Origin of the sequence: Neomoorella stamsii (genome assembly GCF_002995805.1) — a bacterium.
GTDB classification, from domain to species: Bacteria; Bacillota; DSM-521; order Neomoorellales; family Neomoorellaceae; genus Neomoorella; species Neomoorella stamsii.
The window spans coordinates 75,125-93,812 of record NZ_PVXL01000023.1; the positions used below are offsets into that span (position 1 = coordinate 75,125).

15 protein-coding genes and 2 pseudogenes are annotated in these 18,688 nt (G+C 49.0%); 14 read left to right on the forward strand and 3 right to left on the reverse strand.

What is annotated here, in order from left to right:
- The first annotated feature begins 3 nt into the window (after positions 1 to 3).
- The 10 genes and pseudogenes from MOST_RS03600 (at position 4) to deoC (ending at position 12,035) form a co-directional block, all read left to right on the forward strand.
- Complete coding sequence (locus MOST_RS03600) at positions 4 to 1,068, forward strand: s-methyl-5-thioribose-1-phosphate isomerase (RefSeq protein ID WP_054937353.1); 1,065 nt, start codon at positions 4 to 6, stop codon at positions 1,066 to 1,068.
- A 34-nt stretch (positions 1,069 to 1,102) separates the two neighbouring features.
- Entirely contained in the window at positions 1,103 to 3,082 is a 1,980-nt protein-coding gene (locus MOST_RS03605; RefSeq protein ID WP_054937352.1) for an alkaline phosphatase family protein, read from the forward strand.
- Between the two features lie 186 nt (positions 3,083 to 3,268).
- The gene (gene trxB, locus MOST_RS03610) at positions 3,269 to 4,492 is read left to right on the forward strand and encodes a thioredoxin-disulfide reductase (RefSeq protein ID WP_054937351.1); all 1,224 of its coding nucleotides are present in this window, start codon (positions 3,269 to 3,271) and stop codon (positions 4,490 to 4,492) included.
- Between the two features lie 6 nt (positions 4,493 to 4,498).
- Positions 4,499 to 4,831: a thioredoxin family protein gene (locus tag MOST_RS03615; RefSeq protein WP_054937350.1), complete on the forward strand. Its 333-nt coding sequence runs from the start codon at positions 4,499 to 4,501 to the stop codon at positions 4,829 to 4,831.
- Between the two features lie 9 nt (positions 4,832 to 4,840).
- Positions 4,841 to 5,671, forward strand: a complete 831-nt coding sequence (gene mtnP, locus MOST_RS03620; protein WP_244267119.1) for an S-methyl-5'-thioadenosine phosphorylase — start codon at positions 4,841 to 4,843, stop codon at positions 5,669 to 5,671.
- An 82-nt stretch (positions 5,672 to 5,753) separates the two neighbouring features.
- Positions 5,754 to 7,706 carry an alkaline phosphatase family protein gene (locus tag MOST_RS03625; RefSeq protein ID WP_083476710.1) on the forward strand — a complete coding sequence of 651 codons (1,953 nt, stop codon included), beginning with the start codon at positions 5,754 to 5,756 and terminating at the stop codon, positions 7,704 to 7,706.
- A gap of 165 nt (positions 7,707 to 7,871) precedes the next feature.
- The gene (locus MOST_RS18145) at positions 7,872 to 8,732 is read left to right on the forward strand and encodes an amidohydrolase (protein WP_054937347.1); all 861 of its coding nucleotides are present in this window, start codon (positions 7,872 to 7,874) and stop codon (positions 8,730 to 8,732) included.
- Positions 8,733 to 8,743: 11 nt separating this feature from the next.
- Positions 8,744 to 9,178: pseudogene (locus tag MOST_RS18150) on the forward strand (amidohydrolase family protein); the annotation flags it as partial.
- A gap of 13 nt (positions 9,179 to 9,191) precedes the next feature.
- On the forward strand, positions 9,192 to 11,093 hold the full coding sequence (locus tag MOST_RS03640) for an alkaline phosphatase family protein (RefSeq protein WP_054937345.1): 1,902 nt from the start codon (positions 9,192 to 9,194) through the stop codon (positions 11,091 to 11,093).
- 147 nt (positions 11,094 to 11,240) lie between these two features.
- A complete protein-coding gene (gene deoC / locus MOST_RS03645) occupies positions 11,241 to 12,035 on the forward strand; it encodes a deoxyribose-phosphate aldolase (RefSeq protein ID WP_244267117.1) in 795 nt (264 codons plus the stop codon).
- Between the two features lie 125 nt (positions 12,036 to 12,160).
- On the opposite strand, the gene MOST_RS03650 is transcribed toward deoC, so the two are convergent.
- The 3 genes from MOST_RS03650 to murJ are packed head-to-tail and all read right to left on the reverse strand — an operon-like array spanning position 12,161 to position 15,807.
- Positions 12,161 to 12,901, reverse strand: coding sequence for a type 1 glutamine amidotransferase (locus tag MOST_RS03650; protein WP_054937344.1), 741 nt, complete (start codon positions 12,899 to 12,901; stop codon positions 12,161 to 12,163).
- The gene (locus MOST_RS03655) at positions 12,861 to 14,228 is read right to left on the reverse strand and encodes a Mur ligase family protein (protein WP_054937343.1); all 1,368 of its coding nucleotides are present in this window, start codon (positions 14,226 to 14,228) and stop codon (positions 12,861 to 12,863) included. Before MOST_RS03655 ends, MOST_RS03650 begins: the two co-directional genes overlap by 41 nt.
- A 13-nt stretch (positions 14,229 to 14,241) precedes the next feature.
- Positions 14,242 to 15,807, reverse strand: a complete 1,566-nt coding sequence (murJ, locus tag MOST_RS03660; protein WP_054937342.1) for a murein biosynthesis integral membrane protein MurJ — start codon at positions 15,805 to 15,807, stop codon at positions 14,242 to 14,244.
- A gap of 226 nt (positions 15,808 to 16,033) precedes the next feature.
- Between murJ and MOST_RS03665 the strand changes: the two genes are divergently transcribed.
- The 4 genes and pseudogenes from MOST_RS03665 to MOST_RS03680 all read left to right on the forward strand — a co-directional run.
- Entirely contained in the window at positions 16,034 to 16,600 is a 567-nt protein-coding gene (locus tag MOST_RS03665) for a spore coat protein (RefSeq protein WP_054937341.1), read from the forward strand.
- Between the two features lie 396 nt (positions 16,601 to 16,996).
- On the forward strand, positions 16,997 to 17,572 hold the full coding sequence (locus MOST_RS03670; protein ID WP_054937340.1) for a hypothetical protein: 576 nt from the start codon (positions 16,997 to 16,999) through the stop codon (positions 17,570 to 17,572).
- Positions 17,573 to 17,711: 139 nt separating this feature from the next.
- Positions 17,712 to 18,401 (forward strand): response regulator, encoded by a 690-nt coding sequence (locus MOST_RS03675; RefSeq protein ID WP_106007030.1) that lies wholly within the window; start codon positions 17,712 to 17,714, stop codon positions 18,399 to 18,401.
- A 26-nt stretch (positions 18,402 to 18,427) separates the two neighbouring features.
- Positions 18,428 to 18,688: pseudogene (locus MOST_RS03680) on the forward strand (hypothetical protein); the annotation flags it as partial.

An 18,688-nucleotide genomic window follows, 5' to 3' on the forward strand; every position in this document is an offset into this window, starting at 1 on the left:
GGCATGTTAGATTTAGAAATAAGGGATAACCTTCCCCTACTTATCCACCCGGACTTGTGGATGAGGTTAGAAGAGAACAAATTGTTAATCCTTGACCGGCGAAAATTACCCCGGCAGATTGAATTTATAACTTGCCAGGACTATGAGGATGTGGCGCGGAGTATAGAAGATATGGTAGTCCAGGGCGCAGTTGATTTGGCAATTACTGCCGGCTATGGCCTTTTACTTGCAGCTCAGAAAAAGCAAAAAGAAATGCGAGAAGCACAGGCAGAAGGGTTGCGACAGGCAGCTATGCGCTTGAAAAATACCCGGCCAACCGGTCATTATCTAGCTTCCATGATAAATAAACTCCTGGATATCGGCTTAAATGCCCTGGCGGAAGGCCAGGAAGCTGACGGGGCCATCCATAGTGCTTTGCGAGAGCTAATAAAGGCCAGGGATGACGCGGCGCAAAGTACAGGACGGTTTGCTGAAACAATTCTGGAAAACGGCGATACCATAATGACTCATTGCTTTGCTGCCACGGTGTTGCTCTATATGTTAATGTTTGCCCAAGAAAACGGCAAGGCAATAAAGGTATTCGCCACTGAAACAAGACCATATCTCCAGGGGCAACGTTTAACTTCATTTGCGATTAAGCAACTGGGTATTCCAGTTACGCTTATTACTGATAATATGCCAGCCTATTGCATGGCCCAAGGATTAATCACCAAAGTTTTTACTGCTGCCGATCGCATCGCCATGGATGGCTCGGCTGCTAACAAAGTCGGCACCTTACAATATGCCATTATAGCCCATTACCATAGGATACCCTTTTACATCTTTGGTTATTGCGGCCCTGATGCTCACACGGCCAAGGGAACCGACATTCCTATTGAAGAACGGGATCCTGAAGAGGTGCTCTCTTTTGCTGGCCAACGAATTGCGGCCGACGGGGTTAAAGGTTTTTATCCCGCCTTTGATGTTACCCCGCCAACCTTAATTAGCGGTATTATCACCGATCGCGGTATCTTTCCAGCGCATTTAATAAAGAACTATTTAGCTGCCCCGGAAAATCCTTTAATTTAAATTTTTCATTGTCTAAATTGAGGAGGTAAAGAAAATGAATAGTGCAAAAGCCAAAAAAGTGATCATGGTGGGCATTGATGGTGCCGACCCGGTGTTTATGAAGTCTTTGCTGGACGCCGGCAAGCTTCCGAACTTCAAAAGAGTGCTGGAAATGGGCGTAACAACTGAGGATATGTCTATGATGGGCGCTCTACCTACCATCACACCACCTAACTGGGCCTCCTTAGCTACTGGGGCCTGGCCCGGAACCCATGGTATTACCTGTTTTTGGAATCACACCCTTGGCAATCCCCTTGATCAAATGGATTATGGCTTTAATTCACAACTTTGCAAGGCAGAGTTCATATGGGATGCATATGCCAGGGCAGGGAAAAAATGTATTGTTTTCTACTATCCCACGGCCTGGCCTCCAACCAACAGTAATACTATTTATGTGGATGGTTCCCGCATCTATCCGAATATGGCCGCCTATTGTGATTATGAAAAAATTTATCAGTGTAAAGAAGGAGATTTTCCTATAAAGGAAATACTTCATGAGGCTAATACCAGCGGTAGGGATTGTATTGTTGAAGGGGAAATAACCTCAAAAAAATTTGAAGTGGAAGACATAGGTGAAGTTCATAGAAGTGAAAGTAAGATAGTTACCAATAGGTATGACGGCGAATTGGCCGTTCAAGCGCCTAGTGTTGACGTGGTCATAACCCCCATTAAGCCCGCCGAGGGTTGGAAGAAAGCGCCTGACGGGGCAAAGGAGGTCGTACTGCCCGTAAATAGTGGTATGGCACGACGCTATGGCCTGATTATAGCGGAAGATGGCCATACGTATAACAAATTGCAGATTTACACTAACAAACAGGCGGAAGAGCCCATAGGTGAGGCGCGGGTAGGTGAATGGAGTCAGTTTATTTATGACACCTATACCATAGACGGTAATAGAGTGCCAGTAGCTTATAGGATTAAGGTTATTAGCCTGGCACCTGATGGCAGTGAAATGGAAGTAGAATACTCACAGGCCCTGAATTTGAAGTACGACAAATATTTTTACCCGAAGGAGATAGGGCCCGAACTGTATAAAAAAGTGGGACCTATGCATTATCCATCAAATTGTCCTAGAACAGAAAAGAGCAAGAATCTAATGATGCTTGAATCCCATCAAGAAATGTATAAATGGTGCGCTGATGCATTGCATTATCTAATGGATAACAAAGAATGGGATCTTGTGTACTGCCATATGCACGCCATAGATTTTGCCAACCACTACTATATAAATGATACTCTGCCGGAGAATTCACCGGATCATGAGTTTTATCGTGATTTACTGGTCAAGTACTATGAAATGACAGATGATTTTATTGGCAGTATGTTGAAGCGGCTAGATGGGGACACAACGCTAGTAATTACCTCGGACCACGCTGGTGTGGCCAAGAATCCTAATTGCGAAGAACCGCTGTTAGGGGACCCTGCGGGTATAAACGTGGGCGTTATGCAGGAATTGGGTTATACCAAGCTCAAAGAGGTAAACGGCAAGCTGGAAATTGATTGGGATAACACCACAGCCATCAGCCAGCGCAGTAGTTATATCTATGTGAATTTAAAGGGCAGGGATCCCCATGGTATCGTTGACCCCCAAGATTACGACAAGCTTGTTAAGAAGATTATCGATGACCTGTACAGTTACAGAGATCCCAAGACTGGCATGAGGGTTGTTAGTTTTGCTCTGAATAGGGACGACATGCAGGTAGTGGGACTTGGCGGTCCCAACTGTGGCGATATATTTTACATTCTCGAACCAGACTTTACCAGGGTTCATGGTACCGGGCTGAGCAACCATACTATTAATGGCTATTCATTGAAATGCCTGTTTATGATGGCTGGTGCCGGTGTTAAGAAAGGTGAAATTATTAAAAGAAAAGTTCGGATCGTAGATATCGTCCCCACCATCTGCTACCTGCAGGGTGCACCTATGCCCAGGGACGTTGAAGGCGGCGTGATTTACCAGGCGCTGGAAGAGTAGCGATAAGGTAGGGAATCGCACTCACTTCTCCACTGCCTGAGCTGGGGCTTTGTCTCCTCATTGTTTTTATCGTTAAAGGACCCGTATGTTGTATCTACCGCGTCCCACGATCACAAGTTCGTGTGGACGCGGGTCATTCCCCTGGGCTATTCTCTAGCATGCCGTCAAAGTAATGAGGTGACATTTGTGCCAGTATATGATCTGGTAATTATAGGAGGAGGGCCTGCCGGGTTATCCGCAGGGATATACGGTGCCAGGGCTAAACTAAAGACCGTTATCTTAGAAAAAAATGTGGTAGGCGGCCAGGCCTTTACAACCCGCGAAATAGTAAATTATCCCGGTTTTTTTAGCGGCACCACTGGGCCTGATTTGATGGCTACCATGGCCGACCACGCCAGGGGATTCGGTACCGAAATTATAAAAGAAGAAGTAGTTGATGTCGAACTAGAAGGCGAAGAAAAGATAATAAAGACGAAAAGAGGCAACCGGTACTACGCAAGGGCTGTGATTATAGCAACTGGCTCCCAGCCCCGTTCCTTAAACATCCCGGGAGAAAGGGAATTAAGGGGTAAGGGAGTATCCTATTGCGCTACCTGCGATGCTGAATTCTATGAAGATTTGCCTGTAGTGGTAGTTGGCAACGGGGATGCGGCCATCGAAGAGGCAATGTATATCACCAAATATGCCAGCAAGGTCACCGTAATCGTTATCCATGACGAGGGTATAGTAGACTGCAACAGGGCCAGTGCCGAAAAAGCCTTTAAGAACGAGAAGATAGAATTTGTGTGGAATTCCGTCGTAATAGAAATAAAGGGTAAGAACGAATTAGAGGCAGTAGTAGTCAAAAACTTAAAGACCGGGAAACTCACCGAAATTGAAGCCAGCGGCATATTTTTCTATGTAGGCATGGTACCGGCAACAAAGTTTTTAAAAGGCAAGGTAGCCATGGACGATCAGGGCTATATCATTACCAACGACATGATGGAAACCTCAGTTGATGGGGTATACGCCGCCGGTGATGCCAGGGTAAAGTACCTGCGCCAGGTAATAACGGCCGCCAGCGACGGTGCCGTAGCAGCGGTGGCAGCGGAGAGGTATCTGGCCGCAAAAGAAGAGTTCAGAGAGAATGTTTTAACTGCGGATAAACCAGTAGTGTTAGCATTTTGGCATCCTGCCCAGGAAGAAAGCCTAACGGCAGTTGCAATAATGGAAAAGGCAGTTAATGAAACAGGGGGCAAGGTCAAACTAGTAAAAGTTGATATGTCCAGGAGAAAAATGATCGCTCAGAAGTATGGCATCACTAAGACACCGGCGGCCCTGCTGGTCAAGGAAGGCAAGGTATGCAGGGAATTGTCCTGTTATTTGGATAGTGAAAGTATAAAAGCGCAACTGAATTGCCACGAAAGGTGATTTGCCATGAATGAAAACCCAATTACTAGCATTGGCGAAGAAGAATTTGACAAGCTCACATTTGAAAGCAGTACACCGGTCATGGTTATGTTTGGCGCCGAACGCTGCCATGTATGTAAAGAGCTATTGCCTATAGTAGAGGAAATAGCTTCTGATTATGCCTCGAAAATGAAGGTATATTGGGTTGATGTGGATGCCTACAAAGACCTGTTCAAGCGGTTCAGGTTAAGGGGTATACCACAATTGCTGATATTTGACGGCGGCGAAGTGAAGGAACGCCTTGGCGGGTTGCACTCCAAAGAAGAAATTGTAGAGGTAATTGAAAGGACAATTGCCTGAGTATGGTATATGGAGAAAATTACCGAAAGGTTAAAAGGAATGGAGGGGAGCAAAATGAGAATAGCGATAATTGGTGGCTCGGGGGTCTATGACCCCAAAATACTGGCGGATATCGGGGAAGAAAAGGTCAACACCCCTTATGGTGAAGTGATACTTAAAGTAGGGAGCTTTGACGGTGAGAAAATTGCTTTTCTGGCTCGCCATGGAGAAAACCATTCTATTCCTCCTCACCGAATAAACTATCGGGCCAATATTTGGGCGCTAAAAAAAATAGGAGTAGAGATGGTTTTGGCCACGGCTGCTGTTGGTTCCTTAAACCCAAACATGCAACCCGGAGATTTTGTATTCGTTGATCAATTTATAGACTTTACTCGTTATGTTCGCCCCTTTACTTTCTTTGAAGGTGGAGAAACAGGAATTTTTCATGTAGATGTGAGTGAACCTTATTGCCCCGAAATAAGAAAAACCATGCATGAAGTGGCCCAGGAGATGGGTCTGAGGAATCATATAGGTGGAGTTTATGTATGTACTGAGGGACCTCGCTATGAAACCCCAGCAGAGATACGGGCTTTTGCTAAGTTAGGGGGAGATGTGGTCGGAATGACTAATGTCCCGGAAGTGGTCCTGGCGCATGAGGCCGGCCTATGTTATGGCCTCGTATGTATAGTTGTCAATATGGCAGCAGGCATGCCTGAAGCTATTTTAGGGCATGAAGAGACGATGATGGTCATGGCCAGCGTCACAGATACTCTTAAAAACTTTTTAATGAAGGTAGTGGAAAGAAGGCCAAGAGGAAGACGCTGCAGGTGTCCGGTTACAGCCGGACCACTAAAAGTTTAACAGTCTATATAGCGTGAAAGGTGTAACCGTGTAACTAATGTTAATCTAAACCTAAAATTTAATTGAAAGGGGTATTAAAGAATTGGCAAGACCTAAGAAACTAGCTCTAATTGGTTTAGATTCCGCTAGCATCGATTTCATCGAAAGATTCGCCCGGGAAGGGCGTTTGCCGAATATAGCGCGACTAATGGAAAGAGGTCTCAGAACTGAGACTATATCTGTCATGCCGGTAGGTACCGCCGAAAACTGGCGGACAATTGTAACTGGAGCCTATGCTGGCACCCACGGGGTAACGGCCATGAGCATGGGTCGGCGAGGTGATCCCCTGGAAAAACGCCGCAGTGCCTTCTTTTCAGACAATTGCCGGGCAGAGTGTTTATGGGAAGTAGCGGAGAAAGTGGGTAAAAAGCCACTCCTTTTAAAATATACTGGTTCCTGGCCGCCAACTATAACCCAGGGCATCCAGGTTGATGGTTTCGGTGATCCAGAATGGAACGTTCATGAAATAAGTCCACGGCTTTGCTTTGCTTCGTATCCACTGGCATCTGATCATCCTCACGTTACCAGTCCCCAGTGGATTTCCCGAGCCTATGAAGTAGAAATAGGCCCCGCTACAGGCTGGTCCAACTTACCTGAAAGCGATCTGCCTCCTTTGGAAACTACACTGAAATTTATTCCCCGCACCTATGGTGCCAAAGGCCAGACTGAATACTCGGGCAAAGAGAAGACCTTTTATGTAGCAATAATTGGCGACACCCAAAATGGCTACAAACAGGCCATCTTCTCTGAGGATAAAGATGCCGCTAACCCCAAGGGGTTGGTCCTTCAGCCTGGTTGCTGGAGCGATTGGACAAAGTCTGATTTCGAACTTCCAGAAGGGAAAAGAACCGGCGTCTTTCGAGTAAAACTGATTGAACTTGCTCCTGACGGGACCAGGATAAAAATCTATATGAGTCAAATTTTCCCTACAACAGGTTGGACCCGGCCGTCCTCCCTGGCAGAGGAACTTTTAGAAAAGATCGGACCTTATCAGGAGTTATCTGGCATCCTTGGTCCCTGGCTTTCTTACTGGGTAGACGAAGATACAATTTTGGAAGAGGTTGAATACCAGGCGAGATGGTTGGCTGCGGCGGCGAAATACCTTTTGCAGAACAAGCAATGGGACCTCTTCTTTACCCAGTGGCATGGCATCGATCACATGGATCATGGTTTCTTAGGTGGAATTGACCCCTTAAGTAATACCTACGATCCTGAAAGGGAAGAGCTCTGCTGGAACATAATTACTAAAACCTATGAATGGGCTGATGTCCTGGTAGGGGCTGTTCTTGACAGCCTCGACGACGATACCCTCGTCGTTCTTACCTCGGATCATGGCCATCTTCCTGTGCGGGCTAATCTCCGTATGGGTCTATCTTTGGGGATCAAGGAGAGTTACCACCGTGACGATGTTAATGAGCAGTTGGCCAAACACGGGCTTCTAACCTTTAAGGATGGTCCCTATGGCTTTCCTGTCGTGGATTGGTCTAAAACTAAGGCTTGTGTAACGCGGGCCAACTACGTGGAAATAAATTTGAAAGGCCGTGAGCCCCACGGCATTGTCGAACCGGAGGAATATGAAACAGTAAGAAACCAGGTTATTAAAGCGCTAGATTCAATGCAAGATCCTGAAACTGGCGATTATATCATGACCTGGACAATGAAAAAGGAAGAGGCCAGATTCTTAGGCATCTACGGAGATGATGTCGGTGATGTAGTCTTCTTCGCCAAAGCGGAATACTCCCGACCTCACCAGGAAAAACTGCGTGTCCGGATGCTTTCTGGGAACCACCATTTCTACCTGCCTGACGTCAGGTTTAACCTGGGTATGATGCATGCCGTTACTATCTTTGCTGGTCCGGGGATCAAACGAGGCGTAAAAAGAGATCAGCCTATCAACATGGTGGACATCGCTCCCACCGTGGCCAACCTTTTGGGATTGCCGACACCGGCTAATTCTGAAGGAAAAGTCCTGACGGATATTTTGGCTGAACCTTAGATTACCGATAAGGCATGTGAGTAAAACAGGTGCTGAGGTTAATGCCTTGAGGTATTTTAAATAAGCTATAATGGGCAGGCTGGTAAAAATAAGGTTACTTTATGGTAACAATTTTTACCGGCCTGCATTATTAGGCGGTGGAGCTGGGAGTAGGAGGTTGGAAATTTGGCGCTAATCATCCGAGGTGGTAAAGTTGTAACTATGGATGCCCGGCAAGAAATACTGGCGGAGGCGGATATTGTCATCAATGACGACCTTATTGTTGGGATTTATCCTAAGGCCAACGTTCCGCCTGAGTATCAAGCTGGGCAGGTTCTTGATGCACAGGGTTTGATCGTCCTGCCAGGTTTTTGCAACGCTCACTCGCATGTAGCCATGACTATGCTCAGGGGGATGGCCGACGATCTGCCCCTTAAAGATTGGCTCGAGAAAAGAATTTGGCCGGCCGAGGAACATTTATCTAGAGAAGATGTTTACTGGGGAGCACTCCTGGGAATGACGGAAATGATCCGGTCCGGTATCACCTCTATGGCCGACATGTATTTTTACGCTGAAGAGGTAGCCAGGGCCTCAAAAGAGATCGGCATAAGGGCTTTAATAGGGCGAGGTATTTTCAACAAAATATGGGACAAGTCCCTGGCGGAAAGTTTAGCCCTTTATGATGCCTGGCAAAACCAGGGAGAAGGCAGGATCAGCGTTGCCCTGGCTCCCCACGCCCCTTACAGCTGCACTCCCAATTATTTAGAAAAGGTTGCGATGTTAGCAGCAGATTTAAAATTACCTGTTCACATCCACCTGGCTGAAACGCGTTATGAAGTAGAGGAGTGTCAAAGGGAATATGGCCTGACACCTGTAGCACTATTAGATAAGGTTGGAATATTAGATTATCCAGTACTAGCTGCTCATTGTGTACACCTTTCACCTCACGATATAGATATATTGGCACGACGGCGGGTATTAGTAGCTCATAATCCGATTAGCAATGCCAAACTTGGCAGTGGTATTGCTCCCTTAAAAGCACTCTAAAAGCACTCTTTGAGGCTGGAGTTAGAGTATCTCTTGGTACAGATGGTGCTGCTTCTAGCAACCGCCTGGATATGTTTGAGACTATGCGCATGGCTAATTTTTTGCCAAAGGCAGTGGGGGAGGATCCCACTTTTCCCACGGCTTTTGATGTACTAAGTATGGCTACTGCTGGTGCGGCGACTGTCTTTCCCGGGACTGGTTGTATCACGGCTGGAGGGAAGGCCGATCTTATCCTCATTGACCCCAGTTTTTCTCACCTGACCCCTAATTGGAACACTTATTCTTCTCTTGTTTATTCAGCCCAGGTAACCGACGTAAGAACGGTGATTATTAACGGCAAAATCATCATGAAAGATTGGGAATTTTTAACGGTAGATGAAGCGGCCATAAAAAGGGAAGTTAGGGCAAGAGCAGAACACTTGGTTAGCTTTGGTCAAATTAGGTAAGGGGGGGATTACTTTGCCTGGGCCGCAAAAACTAATAGTAATAGGCTTAGATGCAGCAGTTCCTGACATAATTGAAGATTTGGTTGCCAGGGGAAAATTGCCGCATTTTACCGTGCTGATGGAACGGGGAATTTATAGCCGGGCTTACTATAGCATTCCTGGCGTTACCCCTGTTTGCTGGGCATCCATCATTACCGGCGCTTATCCTGGTACCCATGGGATTACGGATTTTGCCGTCCACCTTCCGGGTACTCCTTTGGATCAAGCTCAAAATGGCTTCATGTCCGATTTACTTGCAGCGGAAACCATATGGCAGGCTGCGGAGAAGGTCGGGAAAAGAAGTATTACTATTAATTTTCCCAGTGCCTGGCCGCCATTGACCAAAGAAGGTATTTGGGTGGCCGGACTGGGCTCGCCAGCTACGGGATCAATATTTGAAATAAAATCTAGCAGTTGCTTTGTTGGGGGCAAGGCTGGCGCTGCCACCAGGGATAGTACCAGAATAGATTTTAACGCCCAGGGCGAAGCTCACATCGAAATCAAACCCGATAAAGATTTCCAAGGAGAAGGACCTAAATTTACTTTAGTGGCTCATAAAAGTGCTGTTAATGGTTATCACAAATTAGCTATTTTTGACGCTAAAAACAGGGCGGAAGCCGTGGCTACACTAAAAGTAGGGCAGTGGAGTCCATGGTTCCGGAGAGAGTTTATTATTAAGGGAGAAGTATGTCCTGGTAGTTTCCGGTTCAAATTAACACAAATGGCGCCGGACCTGAGCAGTTTTAAGCTTTATTGTTCGCAGGTAATGCCGACTGACCGGTTTACCTACCCCCAAGGAATTAGCGAGGAGCTGGTAGCCAATATCGGGCCAATGTTGGAGAATTGCGGAACCAGGGGTTTTGAACGAGGGTGGATCGATGAAGAGACGGTGCTGGAAGAAGCCGAGTATAAGGCTAATTGGTTAAGCGATGCCGGTCTATATCTACTTAATCGTTACGATTATGACCTCTTGTTCTTGAAATGGCACTTTCTTGATCACGTACAGCATACGTTTTGGGGCCGGTTTGACCCCTTATCGCCCTGGTATAATCCAGCAGAAGGGCAAAAGTATGCAAGCTTAATAGAAAGAGCCTATCAAATTGCTGATGCTGTAGTAGGAAAAGTTCTTACTCAAGCATCCGCCGAAACCCTGGTAATGGTGGTCTCTGATCATGGTCATACACCCCATATGCAAGCTATGTCGATTAACAATTTATTAGCCCAAGCAGGTTATATTTCCTGGCAGCCGAGTGCTGAAGACAGGCCGATAATTGATTGGCAAAAAACAGTAGCCTATGCTGGCCCAGATATCGGTCATATTTTTATCAATCTTAAAGGCAGGGATCCAGAAGGCATAGTCCAACCGGGAGAAGAGTATGAAAAGCTGCAGGAAAAGATTATTCAGCTTTTGTTAGATTTTAAGGATCCAGCAACTGGGCGAAGACCGGTAGAAATAGCGGTCAAAAAAAGAGAGGCCGCCTTGTTTGGATTGTGGGGTGAGCGTATTGGTGATGTGTTTTATTTAATGAGCCCCGGTTATAGTTGTGCTACTAATTGGTTCCCTTTAACTGAGGATTTGCAGGTACTGGTACCAATGGGGCCGCAGATACGAGCGGAAGGAGATCATGGCCAATTTAAATTTATCGCTGCTAAATTTCAGAGTGTCCATGGCAACACACTGCCGACTGCCAGGTTGGGTAAAGGATCTGAGCAAGCTGTCTTTTTATTAGCTGGCCCAGGAGTAAAAAAAGGTTATCGTCGGGAGAAGCCTATTCATTTAGTGGATATAGCCCCTACTTTATCATTGTTACTTGGGATTCCTGCACCACGAAATTCCGAAGGCAAAATAATTTATGATGGAATAGATATGGAATAGATTCCTTTCCACCTTACCGTTAAAATGGGTATAGTAGTTACCACCTGCCAGGGGGTGAAAAAGAAATCAAACTAATCTTTGGAAGCGATTTATCGCTACGAGAATTCTATTGTAAGCTAACTATAATAATCCAGGGGGATATTCAAGTTGACTTGGGAAGAATATCAAATATTACATCGCCAGGCGCTAGAAATTTTACACATGGAGTGGCCTCAATTTTTTAATGGGTTGCAGGTTCATAAAGTAACTGAGACTTGGCAAGATGATGTAACCCAAATACCAGCGATAATAGATCATACGGCTTTAAAACCTGATACAACGGCTTATATAATAGAGCAACTTTGCCGGGAAGCAATAAAATATAAATTTTATAGTGTCTGCGTTGCGCCATGCTGGGTCGAGTTGGCTGCTTCAATTTTACGGGGACAAAAAGTGAAAGTTTGTACAGTTATAGGTTTTCCCCATGGTAACACTTTAAAACAGGTAAAAGTATATGAGGCCGCAGAAGCGGCTACCATAGGTGCAGATGAATTAGATATGGTTATTAATATTGGCGCTTTAAAGAGCCGCAAACTGAAACTTGTTTTTGAGGAAATAACGGCTGTCAGAGAAACGATAGGAAGTAAACCGATTTTAAAGGTTATTTTAGAAACTTCAACATTAGATAACGTGGAAAAAATTATTGGTTCATTAATAGCTATTAGAGCTGGGGCTAATTTTGTCAAAACCTCAACAGGCTTCACTGGCGGAGGGGCAACTGTTAGTGATGTGCGATTACTTCGTTGGACTGTAGGCGGCAAAGTGGGTGTAAAGGCCTCGGGTGGTATAAGAGACCTGGAAACAGCTCTGACTATGGTTCGGGCTGGAGCTAATCGGCTTGGTACAAGTTCGGGTGTTGTAATAGCCCGGGAGTTTTTTAATAAAAAAGGAGCCAGTTTATAAGTTAGCATAAACTAGCCTCGACACCCTCTTGCTAAAAAAATTGGCAGGCAGCAGCCTGCCAGCGTGGTAACACTCTGGTTAGAAAGTTAGATCAAGCTGGTCTTACTGGTGGTAAATTGATGGTTTTACCATTTTCCTTTAGTGGGCAAAAAGCGCCGGTAGACCGCTTCATTAACGGCCAGTTCCAGGGAATCATCAAGGGGCGGTAGATCTACTGCCCCGTAACGACGCTGCAGGGCCAGCCGGAGGAGGTAATCGGCCAGGTGCGGGTTCTTACTCAATAAAGGGCCGTGGAGGTAGGTGCCGATGGCGTTCCGGTAGCGGGCACCTTCCGTCTGGTCGGTGCCGTTGTTGCCATCGCCGTAAATTACCCGGCCCAGGGGCCGGGCTCCCTTCAGGAAAGTGCGGCCGCCGTGGTTTTCAAAGCCAATCACCGGCCGGTCCGCACCTAACTCCTCCACCTGGATGGCAATATTACCCTTCAAGCGTTTGCTGCCGGCTTCGGTATAGGCAGCAAAAAGGCCTACGCCGGGTAATGTTTCCCCTGTACTGGTGCGGTAATACTCGCCGAGGAGCTGGTAGCCGCCGCAGATGGCCAGCAGGGCGGCGCCTGCTTCTACCGCCTCTTTGAGCCAGGGACCTTTTGCAACTAAATCGGCACTGGCCACCCCCTGCTCCTGGTCGGGGCCGCCACCCAGGAAGAAAAGGTCATAGGCCTTCGGGTCCAGCTTATCCCCCAGGGAGATCTGGGTCACTTCCACTTCAATACCCCGCCACTCGGCCCGGCGGCGAAGGATTAAGACATTACCTCGGTCGCCGTAGAGGTTAAGGAGTTCCGGATAGAGATGGCAGAGGCGTAACTTCACTGACAGCCCCCCTTGCTTTAAGGATGCGGCGGTAAAGGGCCAGGTTGGTATAGGTACAGAGAATCAGGCCTTCGTCGACTGGTTCTCCCAGTAAAAAGTCGACGCTTTCTTCCTGGTCGGGGATAACCTTCAGGTCCGCCTCTTTTACCCCCTGGTATTTGAGACAAAGGGCCATATCACCGGCCCGCAGGCCGGCACAGATAATCCGGTGGTAAGGAGCCTGTAACAAGGGACTGATATCGGCATCCCAGAGCCAGGAGACGTCGCGGCCGTCGGCGGCCAGGTCATTGATGGCCAGGAGATAGGTCGCTTTCCCGCGGCCGGCAGTCAGGGTTTTTAAGGCCACGCTCAAGCCGGTAGGATTTTTTACTAACATCAGGGTCAATCGTTTATCCCTGAGGCTAAAAGTTTCAGCCCGGCCCTGGCCCGGGAGGAAGGTCGCCACCACCCGGGCAATGGTTGCCGGGTCAATCTTTAATAGCAGGGCGACACTGGCAGCGGCCAGAACATTGTAGACATTATAAATCCCGGGCATAGGGGTCCGGAGGGCCAGTTTTCCGGCCGGGTAAACCAGGTCAAACCGGGCGCCCGCGGAACTTAGCTCTAATTCCCGGGCTTCATAATCGGCCGGGGGGCGGCTGTAGGAACACTGCGGGCAGTAATAATTCCCCAGGTGGCTGTAATGGTAGAAATTAAACTGGAGGGGCCGGCGGCAGCGGGGACAGATATGGCCTTCCAGGACTTCACTGGTTGTCGCCTGGCTCCAGGGGGTCCGGGCCAGGCCAAAGTAGCGGACCTTCCCCCTTCCCGGGCCTAGGGAAGTGACCAGGGAATCATCGGCGTTAAGGAACAGAGTGGCCGCCGGGATGGCTGCCAGGGCGCGGCTGATGGCCGCTGCCAGTTGTTCCAGCTCATGGTAGCGGTCTAATTGGTCCCGCAATAAGTTGGTGATGATTACCAACCCGGCTTTAACCTGCCGGGTAACCAGGCCCAGGGTGCCTTCATCTACTTCCAGGACAGCAACTTCCCCCCGCCGGGCCAGGAGAGCCGTGGCCACGCCGGCCGGCATATTAGCCCCTTCGCTGTTGTGAACCACCTTTAACCCGGCAGCCCGTAAAATACTGGCCAGGAGGTTGGTGGTCGTCGTCTTGCCGTTGGTCCCGGTAACGATGATAACTTTTTCATACCTGGATGTTAAACGGCCCATTAACTGCGGGTCAATCTTCAGCGCTAGATAGCCCGGCAGGGAGGTACCTCCCCTTTTTAACCAGCGAAATAGCAGGGCTACCAGGCGGCCAATCCAAAGGGCCAGGAAAGCTCGGAGCATATTTTCACCCCACTTAACCCGTTGCGGCCCGGGAACGGTGCAGGCGGCGGCTGAGGATATTTAGAAACATGGCCAGCTCCTCCATACGCAACAACCACGTCAGGCCGCCATAACTTAAAACCCCCAGGGTAATCAGCAGGGCCAGCTCCAGCCCTTCCCGCACCAGGAGGGGCCAGGTTACCGGGAGCAGAATATAAGCGGACGCCAGGGTCAGGAGAAGGCCCATGACCAGAGCTGCCAGGAGACTTTTCATAGAAGTTTGCAGCAACCGGCGACCTTCCAGGGAGGTTTGCACCTTGCGCCGCAGGTAATAGAGCAGCAGGGCGACGTTGACGCAACCGGCCAGGGAGTAGGCCAGGGCCAGGCCGCGGATGCCGAAGGCCGGTCCCAGGGTAAAGTTCAAGGCGGTGCCCGCTACCAGGGTAACCAGGCCGATTTTCAGGGGAGTTACCGTATCCTGGGTGGCATAGAAGGCCCGGCTCAAAATCTCATAGGCACCATAGGCCGTTATACCCAGGGAGTAAAAGACCAGGGCTTCGGTAGTGGCCAGGGTGTCGGCACTGGTAAAGCGGCCATGTTGGAAGAGAACCCTGACCACCGGTTGCCCCAGGGCAATTAGACCCACCGTGGCCGGGATGGAGATGAAAACCACGGCCCTTAAAGAGCCCGACAGGTAACGGGTAAAGGAACTATAATCCCGCTCCATGGCAATACGGGTCAGGGCCGGTAGAAGGGCAATTCCCATGGATGATGCAAAGAGGATGGGCACCAGCACCACCCGGCTGGAGATAGTCAGGGCATTAATGGAACCCCGGGGCAGGTAGGAGGCAATGAAAGTCTGGTTAAAGAAAAGGTTTAACTGGGCAATGGAAAGGCCAATGGTTACCGGCAGCATTAGTTTAAAAATCCTACGAATGCCTGGATTCTTAAGGTCCAGGACCAGCCGGTAGCGGGGCTTAAGGTGCCATACTCCCCAGACCTGCACCAGGAAATTCAGGGCCGCGCCAATCAGGGTAGAAATGGCAAAGGCGGCAATGCTGTATTTACCGGCCAGGGCGAGGCCAAAAACTATAATGGCAGCGTTATATACCAGGGGGCCAATGGCCGTGCCTATAAAGGACTGGTAGGCGTACTCTGTCCCCATTAAGACCCCATTCAGACAGTGAAAAAGGATGGCCAGAAGGACAATCCGGGTCAGATAGGCGGTATAAGCCACTTGATCAGCATCAAAGCCCGGGGCTATCAGGTGTACCAGCCAGGGAGCCCAGATCATCCCCAGGATTACGGCTACTCCTACCAGGGTCAGGACCAGATTAAAGGCAATGCTTACTGTCTGCCAGACGGCATCTTCATTCTCTTCCGCCAGGTAACTGGCCAGTACCGGGATAAAGGCCGAGCTAACCCCGCCGCCCACCAGAATTAAATAGATAGTATCCGGGATAACAAAGGAGGTATTGAGCATGTCGGTCAGCTGATTCTGGCCAAACAGGGCGGAAATAGCTGTGTTGCGTAAAAAACCAAGAATCCGTGACACGCCGGCAGCCAGGCTCATGATAGCTACTGAGCGGGCCAGTCCCATTGTCCCTCGTTCTGCCACTTTCACGTTTCCTTTTTATTTTGCATTGTTGACACACTACCTGTATTTTAATCCTTTGGGATATAAAAAGGAAGCCTTAGTGTGATAGAAAGTATGACGGAAAGGGAAGGCAATTTGACATAACGTGCTTCCTGGAGGTAAATAATTTACCTGAGAGCTGGACATAATAACTTTCGACCCAAACTATCTTTTTCAGGAGGAGATTTTTATGGTGGCCCAGTACGGCGCCCATGAAGTAATGGAAATCCATGAAGTTTTGAGCGACACTATCGATGGGATCAATCAATTCCAGTTGTACCGCCCCCACGTCAAAGACCACCAGCTCCGTTCTATCCTGGACAAACAGCTGCAATTTATGACCCAGGAGTACAATAACATGGTTCAAGCCATCAACCAGCGCGGTATCACCCAGGCGGTGCCTTACCGCGTACCCCGAACGGCTACCCCGGTTTACGGCTTAAATAACCCGGAAACCCAAACGCCGAATACCTCTATTCACGAAATGGATGACCGGGATGTAGCCAGCGGCATGCTGGGATGCCATAAGGCTTCAGCAGCCTTTAGAATGATGGCTTCCTTAGAATGTGCCGACCTGGAACTGCGGCGGATGATCCAGCAGGGGGCCATTAACTGCGCCGAGCAGGCTTATGAAGTATGGCAGTACATGAATCAAAAAGGCTATTACCAGGTACCGACCATGAAGGACGTAACGACAAGCACCATGATTAATACTTATAGCCCAGCCAATATAGGCCAGATAAGGCAGTATCAGTAATAAACCGCGCTATTCTGTGCGCAACCGCTGTCCCCTTAGACATGCAAAAACGCCCCGCCTGCTAGTAGTAGGCAGGGCTTTTTTATTTCCAGTAGATTTCTAAGTCAATACTGACTTCTCCATGGAGCTTATAAACCCTTGCAAGCTTTTCCCGCTCGGTGTAAACTGTAACCAGTTCATCTAATCCAGTCAGATCATAATTAGAGGTGGGGCATCCCGCTTCAGCCAGATGTCTTGCATGCCCTCAGGCCTTTACCGTTGCGGAAAGTCTTTATTATCTTAAGAACTTCTTAACATTTTCTCGATAATATCCTGAGACTCCTAGGGTATGCTATTCCTAAACCAAGAAACAACAGGCCTGGTTGTTTCGAGAAAAAAAGAAAGGGATGATGTAAGGTGACGAAGGGCAAAAAGATACTGGCTGCTGTGGCAGCCCCCCTGGTCCTGGGAGGATTCCTGGTGGCAACCCAGCCCGGGTCTTCCCTGGCAGCCGAAGGTACCCCAGTTCAGTCCACCCAGACTACTTATGGTCCAGGTTTAGGCTTGGGGTTGGGGCGAGCCCAGGGAGGAATGCTCGGTATACTCAGCAAAATCCTGGGCCTGGACCTGGCAGACCTAAGGGCCGAGCGCCAGGCGGGTAAATCCATAGCCGGGATTGCCGCTGAACACGGGATTAGTAAAGACCAGCTGGTAGACACGATAACGGCTGAACGGCAAAAGCTCCTGGATGAAAAGGTGGCCGCCGGCCAGATAACCCCGGAGCAGGCCAGTTACTGCCTGGAAAACATGCAGGAGAGGATTGGGCAGAACCTTGAACGGACGACAGTTGGTCCCAATGGCCAGGGCCGTGGCGGCTGGAAGGCCGGTGCCCCGGGCAATAGCGGAGCCCGCCAGGGGATGCAGGCTGGGCCAAGGGGGCGGGCCGGCCAGGGTGCAGGCTTTGGCCGCGGCCAGGCTAGCAGTCAACAGTAACCTGTACGGGTAGTTTTAACCATCATTGTGTCTACCCAGGGGGATTACCCCCTGGGTATTCTTAAACCAGGAGAAATAAAGGAAAAACACTGCTGGTAGCGAAACAGTTAATAACATAGCCTCCCCGGGGATGAAAAGGATGGATAAAAAGAAGATCTTAATCATCGAAGATGAAGAAAAAATAGCCACTATGATCCAGCAATATTTACTTAAGGAACAGTTTGCAGTCTTAATAGCTGCTGATGGAGTCATGGGGCTAAAAAAAGCGCGCCAGGAAAAGCCCGACCTGATTATTTTAGATTTAATGCTGCCGGGCTTGAGCGGTCTCGATGTCTGCCGGGAAATCAGGAAGGAAAGCCAGGTCCCTATCATCATGCTCACGGCTAAAGCTGAGGAAATAGACAAACTTTTAGGACTGGAGCTGGGAGCCGACGATTACATCACCAAGCCCTTCAGTTTAGCCGAGCTGGCGGCGCGTATCCGGGCCGTCTTGCGCCGTACCGGTGGCCAGGAACAGCCCAAAAATACGGTGCAGACCAGGGGCGATTTGACCATAGATTTTAGTGGCCTCCAGGTATACAAAAAGGGACAGCCCCTGAACCTTACTCCGACGGAATTTAATCTTTTATCTGTTTTGTTCCAGCATCCGGGCCGGGTGTACAGCCGGCTGCAGCTCCTGGATGCGGCCCTGGGCGAAGCATACCAGGGATATGAAAGGTCCATTGACACCCATATCAGCAACCTGCGCCGTAAAATCGAAGACGACCCGGCCAATCCGCGCTACATTCTCACCGTTTACGGTGTGGGGTATAAATTTGGCGAAGGATAGATTCCGGGCAGAAAAGGGTGAGCGGGTTGAAACTCAGGACCAGGTTAACCCTGGCCTTTATCATGGTAGTTCTCCTGGCGGTAGCGACCCTAACGGTTGCCGTAGGCTGGGCCACCAGGACTTTCTTTCATGGGTACCTGGATGAGGTAGCCTGGAAACGCCAGCAGGTGTGGGCCGATTTTTTTACCGCTTATTACCGCGACAGAGGGGACTGGACCGGGGTCCAGGAGCTTTTTAATACCCCATGGCATGGCAGCCGGGGCCAGGGCATGGTCCGGGGGCAGGGT